Origin of the sequence: Streptomyces sp. NBC_01445, assembly GCF_035918235.1 — a bacterium.
Classification (GTDB): Bacteria; Actinomycetota; Actinomycetes; order Streptomycetales; family Streptomycetaceae; genus Streptomyces.
Map to the genome: position 1 here is coordinate 467,082 of NZ_CP109485.1, position 15,653 is coordinate 482,734.

The 15,653-nt window shown below is 67.5% G+C and carries 12 protein-coding genes and 1 pseudogene; 7 read left to right on the plus strand and 6 right to left on the minus strand.

Annotation, left to right across the window (positions count from 1 at the left end; all coding sequences use genetic code 11):
* The 4 genes from OG574_RS02430 to OG574_RS02445 form a co-directional block, all read right to left on the minus strand.
* Positions 1 to 1,293 carry a ThuA domain-containing protein gene (locus OG574_RS02430; protein ID WP_326771611.1) on the minus strand — a complete coding sequence of 431 codons (1,293 nt, stop codon included), beginning with the start codon at positions 1,291 to 1,293 and terminating at the stop codon, positions 1 to 3.
* Positions 1,294 to 1,327: 34 nt separating this feature from the next.
* On the minus strand, positions 1,328 to 3,496 hold the full coding sequence (locus OG574_RS02435) for an RICIN domain-containing protein (protein WP_442816917.1): 2,169 nt from the start codon (positions 3,494 to 3,496) through the stop codon (positions 1,328 to 1,330).
* A gap of 122 nt (positions 3,497 to 3,618) precedes the next feature.
* The gene (locus OG574_RS02440) at positions 3,619 to 4,995 is read right to left on the minus strand and encodes a ricin-type beta-trefoil lectin domain protein (RefSeq protein WP_326771612.1); all 1,377 of its coding nucleotides are present in this window, start codon (positions 4,993 to 4,995) and stop codon (positions 3,619 to 3,621) included.
* Positions 4,996 to 5,290: 295 nt separating this feature from the next.
* Complete coding sequence (locus OG574_RS02445) at positions 5,291 to 5,815, minus strand: hypothetical protein (protein ID WP_326771613.1); 525 nt, start codon at positions 5,813 to 5,815, stop codon at positions 5,291 to 5,293.
* Between the two features lie 449 nt (positions 5,816 to 6,264).
* On the opposite strand from OG574_RS02445, the gene OG574_RS02455 reads away from it, so the two are divergent.
* The 7 genes and pseudogenes from OG574_RS02455 (at position 6,265) to OG574_RS02485 (ending at position 12,466) form a co-directional block, all read left to right on the plus strand.
* Positions 6,265 to 6,801: a phosphoribosyltransferase family protein gene (locus OG574_RS02455; protein ID WP_326771614.1), complete on the plus strand. Its 537-nt coding sequence runs from the start codon at positions 6,265 to 6,267 to the stop codon at positions 6,799 to 6,801.
* Positions 6,802 to 6,908: 107 nt separating this feature from the next.
* Positions 6,909 to 7,802 (plus strand): annotated as a pseudogene (locus OG574_RS02460) (transposase); the annotation flags it as partial.
* A gap of 121 nt (positions 7,803 to 7,923) precedes the next feature.
* A complete protein-coding gene (locus OG574_RS02465; protein ID WP_326771615.1) occupies positions 7,924 to 8,739 on the plus strand; it encodes an RNA-guided endonuclease InsQ/TnpB family protein in 816 nt (271 codons plus the stop codon).
* Positions 8,740 to 8,942: 203 nt separating this feature from the next.
* Positions 8,943 to 9,560 carry a carboxymuconolactone decarboxylase family protein gene (locus OG574_RS02470; protein ID WP_326771616.1) on the plus strand — a complete coding sequence of 206 codons (618 nt, stop codon included), beginning with the start codon at positions 8,943 to 8,945 and terminating at the stop codon, positions 9,558 to 9,560.
* 380 nt (positions 9,561 to 9,940) lie between these two features.
* The gene (locus OG574_RS02475; RefSeq protein WP_326771617.1) at positions 9,941 to 10,966 is read left to right on the plus strand and encodes a LacI family DNA-binding transcriptional regulator; all 1,026 of its coding nucleotides are present in this window, start codon (positions 9,941 to 9,943) and stop codon (positions 10,964 to 10,966) included.
* Between the two features lie 574 nt (positions 10,967 to 11,540).
* Positions 11,541 to 11,903, plus strand: coding sequence for a DUF1304 domain-containing protein (locus OG574_RS02480; protein WP_326771618.1), 363 nt, complete (start codon positions 11,541 to 11,543; stop codon positions 11,901 to 11,903).
* Positions 11,900 to 12,466: a TetR/AcrR family transcriptional regulator gene (locus tag OG574_RS02485; RefSeq protein WP_326771619.1), complete on the plus strand. Its 567-nt coding sequence runs from the start codon at positions 11,900 to 11,902 to the stop codon at positions 12,464 to 12,466. Before OG574_RS02480 ends, OG574_RS02485 begins: the two co-directional genes overlap by 4 nt.
* 114 nt (positions 12,467 to 12,580) lie before the next feature.
* Here the strand turns inward: OG574_RS02485 and OG574_RS02490 are convergent, their stop codons facing one another.
* On the minus strand, positions 12,581 to 14,083 hold the full coding sequence (locus tag OG574_RS02490; protein ID WP_326771620.1) for a glycoside hydrolase family 64 protein: 1,503 nt from the start codon (positions 14,081 to 14,083) through the stop codon (positions 12,581 to 12,583).
* A gap of 19 nt (positions 14,084 to 14,102) precedes the next feature.
* A complete protein-coding gene (locus tag OG574_RS02495; RefSeq protein ID WP_326778336.1) occupies positions 14,103 to 15,476 on the minus strand; it encodes a glycoside hydrolase family 16 protein in 1,374 nt (457 codons plus the stop codon).
* Positions 15,477 to 15,653 lie beyond the last annotated feature (177 nt).

Consider the following 15,653-nt stretch of genomic DNA (forward strand, 5'->3'; position numbering starts at 1 on the left):
TCAGGACTGTGCCGTCAGCATGAAGCTCTGCGCAGGTGAGCCGTCGCAGGTGCGTTGGGTGAGCTGTGTGCTGTTCGTCGCGGCGCTCGCCGCCGTCAGGCACTTGGCGCTGTGTCGGGCGGTGAAGTGGTAACGCCCAGCACCTTCCTTGACGGGCAGCCATTGCTGGTTCTGCCCTCCGGCGTAACTCCAAAGTTGCAACGGCGCCTTGTCGGCGGCCGAGGCGCCGGTGACGTCGATGACCTGTTGCGGGTTGGCGCGTATGCCGATCTGACGGTATCCGCCCTCGGTCGAGCGGAGCCGGAACTGCTGCGCCTGCGTGCTGTTGCAGGCGTACTGCTGGATCACTGTCCCGTTCGCCGTGGCAGCCGAACGGGCGTCCACGCAGGTGCCGTTGCCACTGTTCTCCAGCGTGTACCAGGAAGTCTCGGAGATCGAATCCTCCGGCGGGGTCGTGGGGTCTGCGCCGCCCAGCCACTTCAGCCCGTCCAGCAGGAACCGGTTCTGGGTCTCACTCGCGAACGTCGACGACAGGCGGGTGTTGGTGTCGTAGTTCATCGCGTTGTGGCCGAAGTTCGCGTACAGCATCTTGTACTTCGTGTTGGTCCACAGGATCGGGTAATAGCCGCTGTACCAGGACTGGTTGGGATCCGTGCCCAGCGGAAAGCTGCTGGGGTCGACGGAGGCCAGGATCTTGATGTCCGGGTTCTGCCGAAGGTCGTTGGACCAGCTGTACCACTCGCTGACCGACGAGGTGAACGTGGCCGGCAGGTTCCTGGTGGACGGGTGGGTGCGGTCCTCGGCCTTCAGAACCGCGGTCGTCGGGCCCCAGGTGTTGGACTTGAAATTGCCGCTGCCGAGGAACTGGTTGTGGTACCACGGCCAGCTCGCCGCGTCGGTGGTGAAGGCCGAGACGTGGAAACCCATCCAGGCGCCACCACCGCGCATGTACTGCTCGAATCCAGTCCGTTGGGCGGAGGTCTGCGGCAAGTCGTCGAGGAACAGCACGACTTGATAGGCATTTACGCCACCGTTGCTGAGCAGGTCCCAGTTGTTGCTGGCGGTGTAGGTGAATCCGTTCGCCGCGGCCTGCTTGGGGAACCAGTCGTTCGCTTCCTTCTCGAAGTCGATATGCGCCGCGTCCCAGGTGCCGCTGTACAGCCCGAGCACCTTGAACGGCGCGGCCGCCGTGCTCGCCCGGGCGGCGGGCGGTGCCGCCAGGGTGAGCAGCGTCGCCAGCAGGAGGAGGACTCGCAGGGTCACGCGCGCCGAGCCGGATCTGAAGGTGTGCATCGTTGGATCGGTCCTTTCCAGGCTGGTCACGCGCTCACGGGTAGCTGACGAGGTTGGCGACGTTGGTGGAGGAGTTGGAGGGGCCGCCCCGGTCGTTGACGACGTGGCGGATCGTGCCGGTGCCGCCCAGTGAGACCGTCACCATGTCCTTGAAGCGCACATTCGCGTTGTTGGGCGCCTCGATGGCGTGCTCGGCGGCGACGCCGGGGTTGACGTTGAAGTAGCAGTAGCTGCCGAAGCCGTACACCTGGTGGCTGGTCACCGAGTTCGCCACCTTGTAGGCGGCGTAGCCCTGCGTGGAGCCGTTCATCCAGGCTGCCTGGCTGGGCGGGTCGTACGGCATCTCGTTCTGGTAGAAGTACGTGCGTCCGCCGTTGCCGTTCCAGATGGTCTGGTGCTTCTGGTAGTGCTCGACGAACAGGCCGTACATCGTCGCGTCATCGCCGTTGACGACGAGCCCGGTGTCGGCGGTGTTGCTGGTCCAGCCCACCCCGCTGCCGTGGTCGGCTCGCCAGAGCCACAGGTGGTCGCCGATGACGTCGTCGCTGTTGATCGTCAGGCTGGTGGTGGCCTTGCCGACTCCCGCCCCGCCGATGCGGAAGAACACGTCGTGCAGCGCGCTGGGGTCGGCGCTGTGGTCGGCGGAGGAGCCGCTGGGGCCCATTTCCATGAGTTGGGCGGAGTTGGTGGTCCCGGCGTCGATCAGCAGACCGGCGAGCTGGACGCCGTCCACGTCGGCGACCGTCATCGCGGTGATGCCGTTGTCGGGGATGAGTGTGGCGAGGCCGAGGCCCAGGACGACGGTGTCGGGTCGGGTCACCTTCAGAGTCTGGCCGAGGTGGTAGACCCCGGGCGTGACGAGAAGGTTCTTACCTGCGGCAAGCGCGTCGTTCATCTGCGCGGCCGTGGCGCCCGGCTTGACGATGAAGAAGTCGTCGAGGGGCAGTGACGCACCCGCAGGTGTGCCTGAACTCCACGTCGTGCCACTCGTGTTGGCGCGCGCGGAGGGGACGAACACCTTCCAGGAACCTGCCGAGTCGACGTACAGGAACGGCTTCTCGCGAGTGACCGGCGCCTGGGCGACGGTGGTGTACGGCGGGCTGGGGAAGCTGTTCGCGGGAGCGTTCTTGGCGCCGACGAAGACCATGTTCCAGTTGGATCCGGTCCAGCTGCCCCACTCGGTGTTCCGCGACAGCCACTGCTGTTGGGAACCCGAGTTGACCTGCCCGTCGATCTTCGTGTCGGCCATGTAGCCGCCGCTGGACCAGCCGCCGTCGTCCAGGGCGAGGTTGCCGCGCAGGTGCATGCGCCGGTACGGGGCGGCCTGCGACACCGCCCAGCGGTCCGTGCCGCCCGTCGGGGTCACCGACAGGTTCTCGGCCGACCGCCAGAAGTTCTGGGTGGCGTTGCCCTGGAACCAGTCGGCCTCGGCGTGCACCGCACCACGGATGGTGACGTCGTCCGGGGACAGACCCAGGCCCGCGACCTGTGTGTAGAAGCCGACGTTGGCGTTGGCGTCGTACGTGCCCGGCTTGAAGAGGAAGGCCTTGCGGGCGGTGCCGAACTGGTTGGTCTCCTGCTGCGCGAAGGCCGCGTTCAGGCTGCTCTGGATCGTGGCGGCGGGCGTCGACGGGTCGAAGACGGTGACGTTCGGGCCGAGATCCGGGGTCCCGGGCGGCGGCGTGACATCGACGGGATTGACATAGAAGGACTGGGCCGCGGTGCCGTTGCACGTGTACTGCGTCAGCTGCACGCTGTCCGAGGTGGAGGCGCTCGGCACGTCGAGGCACTTGCCGCTGTTGCGGTTCACGAAGTGGTACGCGCCGCTCGACTCGGCGACGGCCTGCCACTGCTGGTTGGCGCCGCCGCTGTACGTCCACAGCTGCACCGGCGCGCTGTCCGCCGTCGAGACGTCGGTGACGTCCCATACCTTGCTGGCGTCGGCCCGGTTGTCGACCCGGGAGTACCCACCGGAGGTGGCCTCGATCCGCCACTGCTGGACCTGGGTGCCATTGCAGGTGTACTGCTGGACGGCGGTCCCGTCGGTCGTCCCAGCGGCCCGCGCGTCGACGCACTTGCTGCTGCCCGCGTTGACGACGGTGGCCCAGCCGGTCGGCGGGGCGGCCGCCTGGGCGGTGACCGGCTCCCGGGCGGTCGCGTTGCCCTGTGCGGCGACTGCCACGCCGGACATGCTGCTCGCCATGAGGGCGAGCACGGTGAGCACCTTCGGAATCCGGTGGCGACCGGAGTCTCTTCTCGATCTGGTTGGGGCGACTGTGGATCTGAGCATGGTGGCCCTCCTGCGCTGATGGGGGGTGGGGAAGGTCAGCCGGTGTACTTCGCGAAGACGCGCGTGTAGTCCCAGTTCTGCTGGCTCACGCCGGAGCAGCTGTCGGCGACGCCGCCCGTGCAGGGGCGGTCCCGGTTGACCGACCAGAACGTCAGCCGCGCCAGGTGGTGCTGCTGCGCGTACGTGAGGATGGTCTGGAAGTCGGCGACGGTGACCGTCTCGTTCTGGTCGGTGATCCCGTTCATCGAGGAGATGCCCATGTCCCGGTACGCCTGGTCGTCGCTGTAGCCGTAGGCGTTCTTGAGGGCCGTCTTGAGTCCCTCGGCGGCGCGCTGGGTGAGCGTGCCCATGTTCTGCCCCGCGCCACCGAAGTCGAACGGCATGATCGTCCAACTGTCCACGGTCAGACCCGAGTTGGCGGCACGGTTGATGAGGCTGGCGTCGGGGCCTGACTGGCCGGTGCCGATGGTGACGTACACCTTGATGCCGGGGTTGTCGGCCTTGATGGTCTTGAGTGCGTCCACGGTGCGCTGCTGGACCGTGGGATTGCTGTAGGCGTCGGCCTCGATGTCGATGTCGATCGCCTTGAGCCCGTAGGCGTTGATGACCTTCTGGTACGCGCCTGCCAGCGCGCCGGCGCTGGTGCAGGAACTCTCCAGCTTGTTGCCGCTGTAGCCGCCGAACGAGGGGATGACGTCACCGCCGTTCGTCCGCACGGTGTTCACGGTCTGCTGGTCGACGCCACCGGTCAGCGGGCGGCTGCCGTCCCACTGCGGATTGCAGGTGCCGTTGCTGAGCACGAAGGCGAGGGTGAACCATTTGACGCCGGTGGCGTTCATGACCGTGGTCGGGTTCGGCGGGCTGCCCCAGCCGTTGTAGAGGTACGGGGCGACCGCCATCGGCGCGGTGGGGGTGGTGCCGCCGCCGGTGGGCGCAGTCCACTTCTGGTTGGCGGCGCCGGTGCAGCTCCAGATCTGGATCGGGGTGCCGTTCGTCGAGGTGTTGCCCGTGGCGTCGGCGCACTTGTCGGCCTGCTGGTTGACGATGTCGCCGGCCGCGGAGACCGACCACTTCTGGTTCGAGCCGCCCGTGCAGTCCCACAGCTGGAGCTTGGCCCCGTTGGCGGTCGAATTGCCGGTGACGTCAAGGCACTTGCCGAGGGCTCGTATCGTTCCGTCGGAACCGACCGTCCACTGCTGGGCGGCGGTGCCGTTGCAGTCGTAGAGCTGAACGGCCGCGCCGTTCGCCGAGCTCGCCCCGGCCACGTCGAGGCACTTGCCGGCGAGACCCGTGATCGTGCCGGTAGCGGCAGAAGCGGGTGCAGCACCGAAGGCGCCGGCGGAGAGCGCAAGCAGCGTGGTGGTGAGCGCGCCGCGGATCACGGTGGAGCGCGCGAGGGGTGGTCTGGTCATCGGGGATCACAGCCCTTCATGGGAGGCCGGCGGTGGGGGTCCCCCTGTCCATGTTGATGAACAGGGAGTGCATTCATGAAGCTGTGGCGATCCGGAACCTAAAGGTCTGCACCAAAGACGTCAAGAGGTGAAGCAAGAAGGGCCTGAACCGAGCTGCGCTCGCAAGGAGTTGAACGCGCGAAGGGTCCCCGGAAGATGTCCCAATGGCCTCAACCTCTTCTGACCCAAGGCGCGTTACCTACTCGGCGAACAACTCCGCGCCAGATGTCCGTTTCCGGAGCCCGCACGTCGGGGGCTATGAGAACTTGCTGCTCAACTCGTCCTGCTGATCGCACACGTCGACTGCACGACGCCAGGCCGGTCCCGGCAAGCAGGCCTTGCCGCACACGCCTCTCGAGCTGATCCATCCCGCCTCATCACCGTGCGGGCTGCGGTCACCCCCGTTCTCAGGACTCTCGGCACCAACGGGCCGTCGGCGGGCCCCCCTCCCCGACGGCTCCACGAAGGACGGCAGTTCGCGCATCCGGCGTAGCGGCGACAGGAAGACGGGCAGGAATGTGAGCGACTGGCCGACTGCCCCGGCCAGCAGCTTGCCGCGGACGCCGGTCGTCGAGCCCAACAGGCCGCCAAGCAGCGCCCCGAAGATGATCGCTCCCCCGATCAGGAACCGCATCGTCGCGTTCATCCGGCTGAACAGCCCGGAGGGACACAGCGCCTGGCGGAAGCTGACCTGGTTGACGTTGTGGACCACCAAACCCATCCACAACGCGATCTGCGCGACTGCGAGGAGCCCCAACGCCCAGTCGCGCTGCACGAACACTCAGCCACAGCATGCCGAGTCCGGCAAGGCGGGCGAGGCGAACGGCCGCGTACCGGTCAGCGTGTTGACCATGACGGCGACGCGGGCATGCCGTCGGCGTAGGCCCGTAGGAATGGAGACCGCCGCACGGACGCCGGCGTGCGTCAACTGCGAGTCATGCCATCCACCTACGACCCCCTCGACGTGGTGCGTCGCCTCCGAATCGGTGACGACGAAAAGAGTGCGCATGGGTGCGTGCCCTCCAAGTAACCGATTCTCTCGGCCATCCGGGACGCATTCGTTGACTGACGTTGACCATGGAAAATCTTGCATGGACGTGAGCGTCGGCGTGTTGGCTTCATTCAGCTTGTTCTTTATCTACGGACTCAGGTCGATGTCTTGAGAGCCAAGATGCCTGGGTGGTCGTTAATGATTTGCTGCGTTGTTCGGCGATCGGGAGACTTCCGCTCATGCCTACGACTGCACGTGACCTGACGCTTGAACACTTCCAGTGGATCGGTGGTCACGCGGATGTGTGGGCGATCTTTCGGGATGCCAAGGCACTGGCCGCGGTAGTCGCCGGTCTCGTTGAACCGTTCCGGGATGAGCAGATCACAGCAGTCTGCGGGATCGAGTCGCGGGGCTTCCTTCTTGGCGGTGCCGCGGCCGTCGAGCTCGGCGTCGGTTTCGTTCCCATCCGGAAGGGCGAGGGCCTCTTCCCAGGCGACAAAATCGTGCGTCAGTCGTCTCCCGACTACCGACGCCTTCGTCATACGCTGCGACTCCAGCGATCCTCGCTGGGGCCGGGAGACCGGGTTCTGCTGGTTGATGACTGGATTGAGACCGGAAGCCAGGCTGCGGCCGTCAAGAACATGGTCGAGGAGTGCGGGTCCACTTGGGTGGGCTGCAGCGTCATCGTTGATCAGCTCACCGATGCGCCGAAGAACGCTCTTGGCGCCATGCGAGGGTTGTTGACTGCGCAAGAACTCCCTCCGTGCGAGTCCTGAGTTCAGCCTCCCAACTTCGAACCGATCTCGAACTTGAGGCAGGTTTGCGCAGTTCGCCGGACGTGGGGGCGGCCCTCGTCTGATCATGTGCTCCGACCAAGGTGCATATGACCGAGACGAAGGCCGTGAGGGTGAGTCTGCTGCCAGATGCTGTCCGAGGGGAGGCGTTCGCGGAAGCGTCACGCCTCCGGGGAGAGTTCTACGAGTGTCTGACCGCTCGGCGTGACGAGTTGTTCGAGCTGGTGGACGCGGTGCTGTGTGCGGATGGTGCGGTGATGTCGCCCGTGGACTTGACGCTGTTGCCCGAGCATCGCCGTGGGCACGGGGCGATGGACGGCGGGCTGAACCACGGCCGGATCGACGTCGATCGGCTGCGGACGGTGCTGGCCGGGCTGTCGCTGCCGCGTTTCGACGGCGGCCGCCTGGACTTGGCGGTAGATGTGTCGCCGTGGTTGCGCTCGGACGCGCCGTGCTCAGCGGAGCGGTTGTTCTGCCACGTCTACGGCCGTGCGAAGACGGCATCGCAGTTCATTCCGGGCTGGCCCTATTCCTTCGTTGCCGTGCTGGAGCCGGGCGCCACGTCATGGACCGCGATCCTGGACGTGGTCCGGCTGGGACCGGTGGACGACGCGACCGCAATCACCGCCGGCCAGCTCCGAGGAGTCGTTGATCGGCTTATCACCGCGGGCCAGTGGCAGGCCGGGGACCCGGATATCGTGATCGTCAGCGACGCTGGCTACGACGTCACCCGCCTGGCCTGGGTCCTGCGTGACCTGCCCGTCGAGCTGGTCGGCCGGGTCCGCTCCGACCGCGTGATGCGTCTGCCGAAACCACCCAGGCTGCACGGCGTCAACGGCCGGCCGCCCAAGCACGGACCGGAATTCCACTTGACGAAGCCGGAGACCTGGCCCGAGCCCGCGATCACCACAGCCACCGACACCACCAACTACGGCAAGGCCGAAACCCAGGCATGGGACCGGGTCCATCCCCGACGCCTACACCACCTTGAAGGCGAACCTCCGGGCGGGACGTTACGGGCAGCCCGGCACGAAGCGGCACGCCCGCGCCTCGGGCAAGCCGGTCGTCTTCCGGCCCCAGGCGGCTCAGCCGTATGACGACCGGATGCTGTCCTGGCAGCACCAGGCACGCACGGTATCGATCTGGACCACCGCGGGCCGGCTCAAGGGCGTGGCGTTCACCGGGCAGGCCGGGCAGCTGGAGGTCCTGGCTGCGCACCGCCAGGGTGAGTCCGACCTGGTGTGCCAGGGCGGGAAGTGGTTCCTGATCGCGACCTGCGAGGTCCCCGAGGGGGATCTGAACACTCATCCGGACGGGTTCCTCGGCGTCGACCTGGGGATCGTGAACATCGCGGTCACCTCCGATGGCGAGCGCCACTGCGGCAGGCGGATCAACCGCAAGCGGGAACAGGATCGCAAGCTGCGTTCCAAGCTACAGAAGAAGCACACCAAGTCCGCCAAGCGGCGGGCGAAGAAGTACGCGGGCAAGGAAGCCCGGCGGAACAAGGACATCAACCACAAGATCAGCAAGCGGATCGTGGCGGAGGCTGAACGCACCGGTCGCGGGATCTCCCTGGAGACACTCACGGGCATTCGCGAGCGGGCACGGCTGAGAAAGCCCCAACGCACCACGCTCCACTCCTGGCCCTTCGCCCAGCTCGGCTCGTTCATCGCCTACAAAGCGAAGCGGGCCGGGGTGCCGGTCGTGCACGTCGACCCGGCCTACACCAGCCAGGAATGCTCGCAGTGTCATCACACCGAACGCGGCAACCGGCCCGCCCAGGCCGTCTTCTCGTGCCGGGTCTGCGGCTTCGTTGAGCACGCAGACCACAACGCGTCCCACAACATCCGCCAACGCGGGTGGTACGTGTGGGTCTGCGGGGCCCAGTCAACGGCCCCCGAACTCACCCTCATCGCGTGAGAACTGGACGCAGCCGACCCCATCACATCCAGTGATGACTCGAGCAGCAAGCCCGGTCGTCCACGACCGGGCAGTTGACTGACGGCTGTCGACGCAGTACCCGAAGTGTCGGCCCTCGTTCGTGGGCGCGCCGCATCCCCCACCGTGCAATTCCTTGAGGATGACGTTCAGTCAGTTTCTGGCCCAGGTGTCTGGAGGCCTTGATGGCCGAGAGAGTTCAGGTAACGCGCGCCGACGACGGCAGCGCCCGCCCCAGGATCCAGCCGCTGGCCGAAGAGCAGTGGGACACGAGGACGCGCGCGCTCCTCGCCACCGCGACTCGGGATCCCGGAGGCCAGGTACCCAACATTTTCACCACCCTGGTGCGACATCCCGACCTGTACGAGCGGTTCTTGCCGTTCGGCAGCCAGTTGCTCCATAGCGGCCGGCTGCCGGGCAGGATCCGCGAGCTGCTGATCCTGCGCACCTCGTACAACACTGGCGCCTCGTACGAGTGGGGACACCACGTCCCGCCGGCCAAGGAAGAAGGCGTCACGGACGCCGACATCGAGCGCATTCCGCAGGGTCCGGAAGCCGACGGATGGACGGACCTCGAGCGGCATCTGATCAGGGCGGCGGACGAGTTGCACTGCGCCGCACGGCTGCCCGATGCCACCTGGGACGCCCTCGCCGCACACTTCGACGATGCGGACCTGATCGAGATCACCATGCTCGTGGGCCTTTATCACATGGTGGCGTACTTCTTGAACACCATCGGTGTCCAACTGGACCCGGGCTTCTCGAACACCGGGTTTGTGGACGGAACACAGGAACATGGGTAAAGCGCGGGATGCCGAGCGTGCGGCCCGCCGCCTGACCGGACGCAAAGTACTGGTGATCGGTGCCGGGACCCGTACCGACGACTGCTCCGCCGGCCCGATGCACGGGCCGGCGGCAGCCGCGTCCCCGGCGTCGCGGTCGAGACGCATGGCCGTGATGAGAACGGCTCCGCGCCACCGTCACGCCCGGAGCCTGAAGTCCCGCCCACCCACAGCCGCCCTATCTGACGAAGGCGCCGACCGGGCGCTTTCCCGCCGGACCCCGGGCACGCGGGAGCTCTCTCAGCGCGTCTCCGTCTGCGGATATCCTGGTCGGCGTCGGCCGCCCGGCCGACCCGAGCCCACACCGCAGACCGAGCAGCGCCGCAGAAGGAGCGCCCGCCTTGCCCGAGCAGACCACGGGGTCCCGCCCCACGCTGGAAGCTGTCGCCGCGTATGCCGGCGTGTCCCGGGCCACGGCCTCCCGAGTCGTCAACGGCGGCGCGGGCGTGCGCGCCCCGCTGGTGGACAAGGTGCGCAGGGCGGTCGAGGAGCTCGGTTATGTTCCCAACCACGCGGCCCGCACACTGGTCACCCGGCGCAACGGTGCTGTCGCGGTGATCATCGCGGAGCCCGAACTCCGGATCTTCTCCGACCCGTTCTTCGAGCAACAGGTCCGCGGCATCAGCCGGGAGCTGACGGAGCATGACGCCCAGCTGGTGCTGCTGTGGGTCGAGGGGCCCGGCGACCACGACCGGATCGCCCGCTATCTCGGCGGCGGGCACGTGGACGGGGCACTGGCGTTCTCTCTGCACAACGACGACGAACTGCCCGCCCTCATCGGGCGGACGGGCATACCGACAGTGTTCGGCGGAAGGCCCGCCGCCGGCTCCGGCCTGAACGTGCCGTTCGTGGACTGCGACAACCGGGGTGGCGCCCGGGAGGCCGTCCGGCATCTGGTGTCGCTCGGCCGCCGGCACATCGCGCACATCGCGGGCCCGCGCGACCAGATGTCCGCGCTGGACCGGATCGACGGCTACCACGACGTGCTGCTCAAGGCCGATCCCGCGCTGCTGTGCCAGGGCGACTTCGCCGAGGAGAGCGGCGCCCGCGCCATGGCCGAACTGCTCGACCGGCGGCCGGACGTCGACGGCGTGTTCGTCTCCAACGACCTCATGGCCTCGGGCGCCCTGCGCACCCTCCGCGAACGGGGAGTGCAGGTACCCGAGGACGTGGCCGTGGTCGGCTTCGACGACATGACGTCCGTCGTGCGGACCACGGAGCCTGCGCTGACGACGGTCCGGCAGGACATCGAGGGAATGGGCCGGCTGATGGTCAAGCTTCTGATGCGGCAGCTCGACAACGCGGACGGCGAGGCCCCGGCGTCGGTGATCACCCCGACGACCCTGGTGCGGCGCGCCTCGGCCTGAGAGCTCCCAGGGAACGCGGCACAGGACGCCGCATGCCCCGGCGTGAGCTGCCCCCTGCGGCGGCCTGCCCAGTGATCAGTCCGTCGGAGACGGTGACTTGGAGACGGAATCGGCGTCGATCTCCTCCCTGGGGGTCAACTACTACGCCCACTGGGTAGCCGTCGGCACCTCCCGGGCCCGTCGCCGTCGGCGGGCGCCCAGCACGTCCGCTTCCTGCCGCCACCGGGTCCGCGGACAGCAATCGACGCGGCCAGCCTGTACGAGCTTCTGATCCGGCTGCGCGACGACCTACCGGGCGTGACGCTGGTGATCAACGGGAACGGCGCGGCACGCAACGACTACGCCGGCCCCGTGGGCGAGGTGAAGGAGCGCGGAAGCGGGTGGCCTACCTGCATGCCCACCTGTCAGCGGTGACCGCGTCTTTACGGACGGAGTCGACGTGCAGGGCTGTTTCTGACGCAGGAACGCAGGCTGCGCCGCCCGGGTCGTTCGAGCGAGCAGCCCAGGATTTCCTGGACGACTGTCCATGTATGCTGGACACCTGTCCATGAAATTCAAAGGAGTCGGAAGACCGATGGAGACGACGGCGAATGTCCTGGTCGGACTGGTGGCCGCCCTGCACGCGTACATCCTGGTTCTGGAGATGTTCCTGTGGGAGAGAGGGCCGGGTCGGAAGCTCTCCGGTTTCGACGCCGACATGGCCCGCGCCACCGCGCCACTGGCCGCGAACCAGGGCCTCTACAACGGCTTCCTGGCGGCCGGACTGATCTGGGGTCTGATCGGCGGTGACCCGACCGGATTCCGCGTCAAGGTCTTCTTCCTGGCCTGCGTGCTGGTCGCCGGCGTGTACGGCGGCGCCACCACGAACCGGCGCATCCTGACCGCCCAGGCACTGCCAGGCGCGCTGGCCCTCGCAGCCGTCCTGGTGGCCCGGTGACAGCCCCCAAGGCAGACCCCCGGGCCGCGCGGACCCGAGCCCGGCTGCGCCAGGCCCTGCTCGACGAGTGCGCGCAGCGCCCACTGGCGGACGTCAGCGTCGCCGCGCTGGCACGCAGGGCCGGGGTCGGCCGCGCCACGTTCTACGTCCACTACAGCGACCTGGAGGCGCTGGCCGTCGACGCCTGCGCCGACGTGGTCCGCGAAGCAGTGGACGCCCTCCACGCCTGGCGCGGCACCCCGGACCCCGCGAGCCCGCCGCCCGCGCTGAGCGACTTCTTCGCCGGCGTCGTCCCGCACTCCGGCCTCTATCGGACGCTGCTGTGCCCGGGCGGTGGCGGCCCTCTCGGCCGCGTACTCCATCAGGATCTGCGCGCCCGCAGTCGCACCGAGCGCACCCTGGCCGGGGCACCACAGCCCGACCTGATCGCCTCGGCCGTGTCAGCGACCTTCGCCGGCGTGCTCGCCGACTGGCTGCATGGGCTCATCGAAGCCACCCCCGACCAGATCACCCACCAGATCTGGCACCTGCTCGTCACCCTGCACAGCACCCGCATGCCTTGACACAGACCGACAGCGATCCGGCCTCCCGACCGTCTTCGCTCTCCTGCAGAGCGCCGCGATCAACGCACTGGCCGAGGTGTCGTGCCCGCCCCTTATGCGGGGCGGGCACGGTCATCACCAGCCGATACCGAGTGTGAGTGCGGTCGGCGGGTTGGCATTGCCGAGGATCTGCACGGATGACTGATCGTTGATGTCGTCGTAGGGGAAGCCGTAGGCGCGCTTGTTGAGGCCGACGTCGTGGAAGAAGCCGGCGTAGTCGTTCTTGACGCCCGCGGTGTAATAGGCGGAGGGGGCGTACCAGGTAGCGGTGTCCAGGGCCACGCCCCGGTTGAACGCGGCGCAGAATTCTGCGCCGAGTTGTTTCTCGGTGTCGCTGCCCGAGGCGAGTGCCCCGGCACAGGCCACGGCGTCCGCGGAGGTGGGCTTGTCCAGGCGGAAGGAGCCCGTGCCGTTCTTCGTGAAGGTGAGCGTGGTGCCGCTGACCTGGCCGCTGAATGTCTCGCCCAGCCGGGCCAGTTTGAAGGGATGGGTGGAGTAGTAGCTCCAGGCCTGGTCGATGTACGCCTGCAGATAGTTCGCCTGCGGGCCTCCTGCCAGGAAGAGGTTGGAGGAGCGCGGGGCGATGATGCGGTGGGTGCTCTGCAGCGGCTTGAAGGCCTCGCCTACCGAGGCCGCGTACCGGGACATGACCTGCGCGCGGGTCAGTGTGATGCCCTGGGTGTTGTCATAGCCGCTGGATGCCTGCGTCAGGTGCGCGGTCATGGGGAAGCCGAACTGGTCGACCTGGGTGGTGTTTCCGCCGAACGCCACCTGCCCGTGGACGTAGGTGTACTCGTACCAGTCGTAGTAGACGTCGGTGTTGGGGTCATTGGGGTTGCGCAGGTCAGGGCCGCCCCAGCCCTGGTCGTCGGGAGAGACCGGGATGTACATCGGGGATCCGAGCGAGACGTAGATCCGTCCCCCGCGGATGGATGTGGGTGAGGGGACGGAGCCGCCCGCCTGGGTCAGCGTGAACGACATGTTGGGGTAGTTCACGCCACTCTTGGTGAGATGACCTGGTGCTGTCGCGTCCAGGTGGCTGATGTGGGCCATCGTCCCGTCGGCCTTCATGTACGACCACTGGCCGGGCGTCACCTGCCCCAGCACGGTGATGTAGATCTGTGAACCGGCGTAGACGCCGCGGGTGTTGTTCTGGAAGGTGATCGGGAAGGTGCCCGCGCCACCTCCACCCCCGCCACCGCCTCCTCCGCTGCCCACTGTGTAGGCGAAGTGCGGGGTGTCGTAGAGCGGGCCGTTCTTCTCGTACGTGAACCAGTACTCGAGGGCGAAGCCGCTCGGCAGGCTGCTGACGTTCTGCCGCCACGTGCCCGCATTGTTCGTCATGCGGAAGCTCTGCAGGCCGGCGCCGGGTGAGAGGTAGTGCACGTCGACGAGGGCGGCGGGCGTGGTGGGCTTGAACGAGATCTCGGCTGCGCCGGAGCCGGTTGGGGCGACTCCTTGGGTGTAGTCGACGGCGGCCTGTGCGGGAGCGATGGTGGTGAGGGTGAGGCCTATGAGCGTGAGAAGGACGGTCAGGGCGGTGGCCAGGGGCCGTTTGCGTAATGGATGTCTGATCATGGGCGACGCTTCCTGCCTGTCAGTGGCCGAAGTTGAACCAGTTGATGTTCACGAAGTCGGCAGGCTGGCCGCTGGTGAAGGTGAGGTAGACGTCGTGCTTGCCGGTGACGGCGCTGATGTTGGCCGGGACGTCCTTCCAGGTCTGCCAGCCGCCGGTGTTGGCCACGGCGAAGCTGCCCACGGGTGCGCTGGTGCGGCTGTCGATACGCGCTTCGACCAGTCCGCTGACGCCGCCGGACGCACCGCTGGCGACGCGTGCAGTGAACTGCTTGGCCGGTGTGGTGCCGAAGTCGACGCCCTTGTACAGGGCCCAGTCGTCGTTGGCTGCAGTGGCGAGGTTCTGGCCTCCGCCGGTGTCAGTGGTCGCATCGGTGGTCAATCCGGATTGCTGGTCGGCGGACTCGGCCTGAATGGTGCTGTAGGCGTCGCGGTTCCCGGACGGCGGTGTGGTGGGAGGGTCGGTCGGAGTGCCACCGTCGCCGGTGGACTCCAAGACCTGGACGTAGTCGACGACGAGTGGGTGGCCGGGCTCGGTGCCGCCGTCGGGGCCGCCGCCGAAGGCCGCGGGGAATTCGCCGCCCATGGCGACGTTGAGGATGATGAAATAGCCGTGGTTGGTGGCGTTGGTCCAGGTGGCCGCGTCAACCTGGTTCTGGCGGACGGTGTGGTAGTTGACGCCGTCGAGGTAGAAGCGCATCTCCTGCACGCCGGTCGACTTGTCCCACTCGACCGCGTAGGTGTGAAAGCCTGCCTGGCAGGTGGCACCGGCGCACACCTTCTGGCCGCCGATGCCTGATTTCTCATTGCAGGGTCCGCCCGGGCTGGTGCCGCAGTGCATGGTGGCCCACACGTTGTTGATGCCCTGGACGTTTTCCATGATGTCCAGCTCGCCGATGCCCGGCCAGTTCCACCAGTTGCCGCGGTAGGGAGCCCCAAGCATCCAGAAGGCAGGCCAGTAGCCCTTGGCAGCCGCGCCCGTCACGTTCGGCATCTGCAGCCGCGCCTCGACGCGCAGCTTCCCGCCGGCGGGCGGCTGGAAGTCGGACCGGACGGACTCGACGCGGCCGGAGGTCCAGTTTCCGGCGGCGTCGCGTCGGGGAGTGACGCGGAGGTTGCCCGAGCCGTCGAGCGAGACGTTGTCGGTGCTGGAGGTCATCGTCTCGACCTCGCCGGTACCGAAGCCCGCGGGACCGCCCGGGTAGCTGGTGCCTGTCGTGTACTGCCAGTTGGCCGTGTTGACTCCGGAACCGGCCGGCCCGTTGAAGTCGTCGGCGAAGACTTGTGTCCAACCGGACGGTGGCGGAGGCGCGGAGGCCATCGCCGGCAGGGTGACGCTGACCGCGGCGGCTGCGAGACTCAACACGCTGAGGACTGCGATCAATGCTCGCCGCATGGGCGCGCTGACGTGCACGTTTCGTTTCACGGGCGGGTACCTCTTCCATCGGGACTTGCACGGTCACGACATCTTGAGAGCGCTCTCAACCCATCGCGGACACTGTGCTCTCCGCCACATCAAGCGTCAAGAGTTGAAACACGCAAACCCCAAACACGACCGCATAGTTCAAGTGCC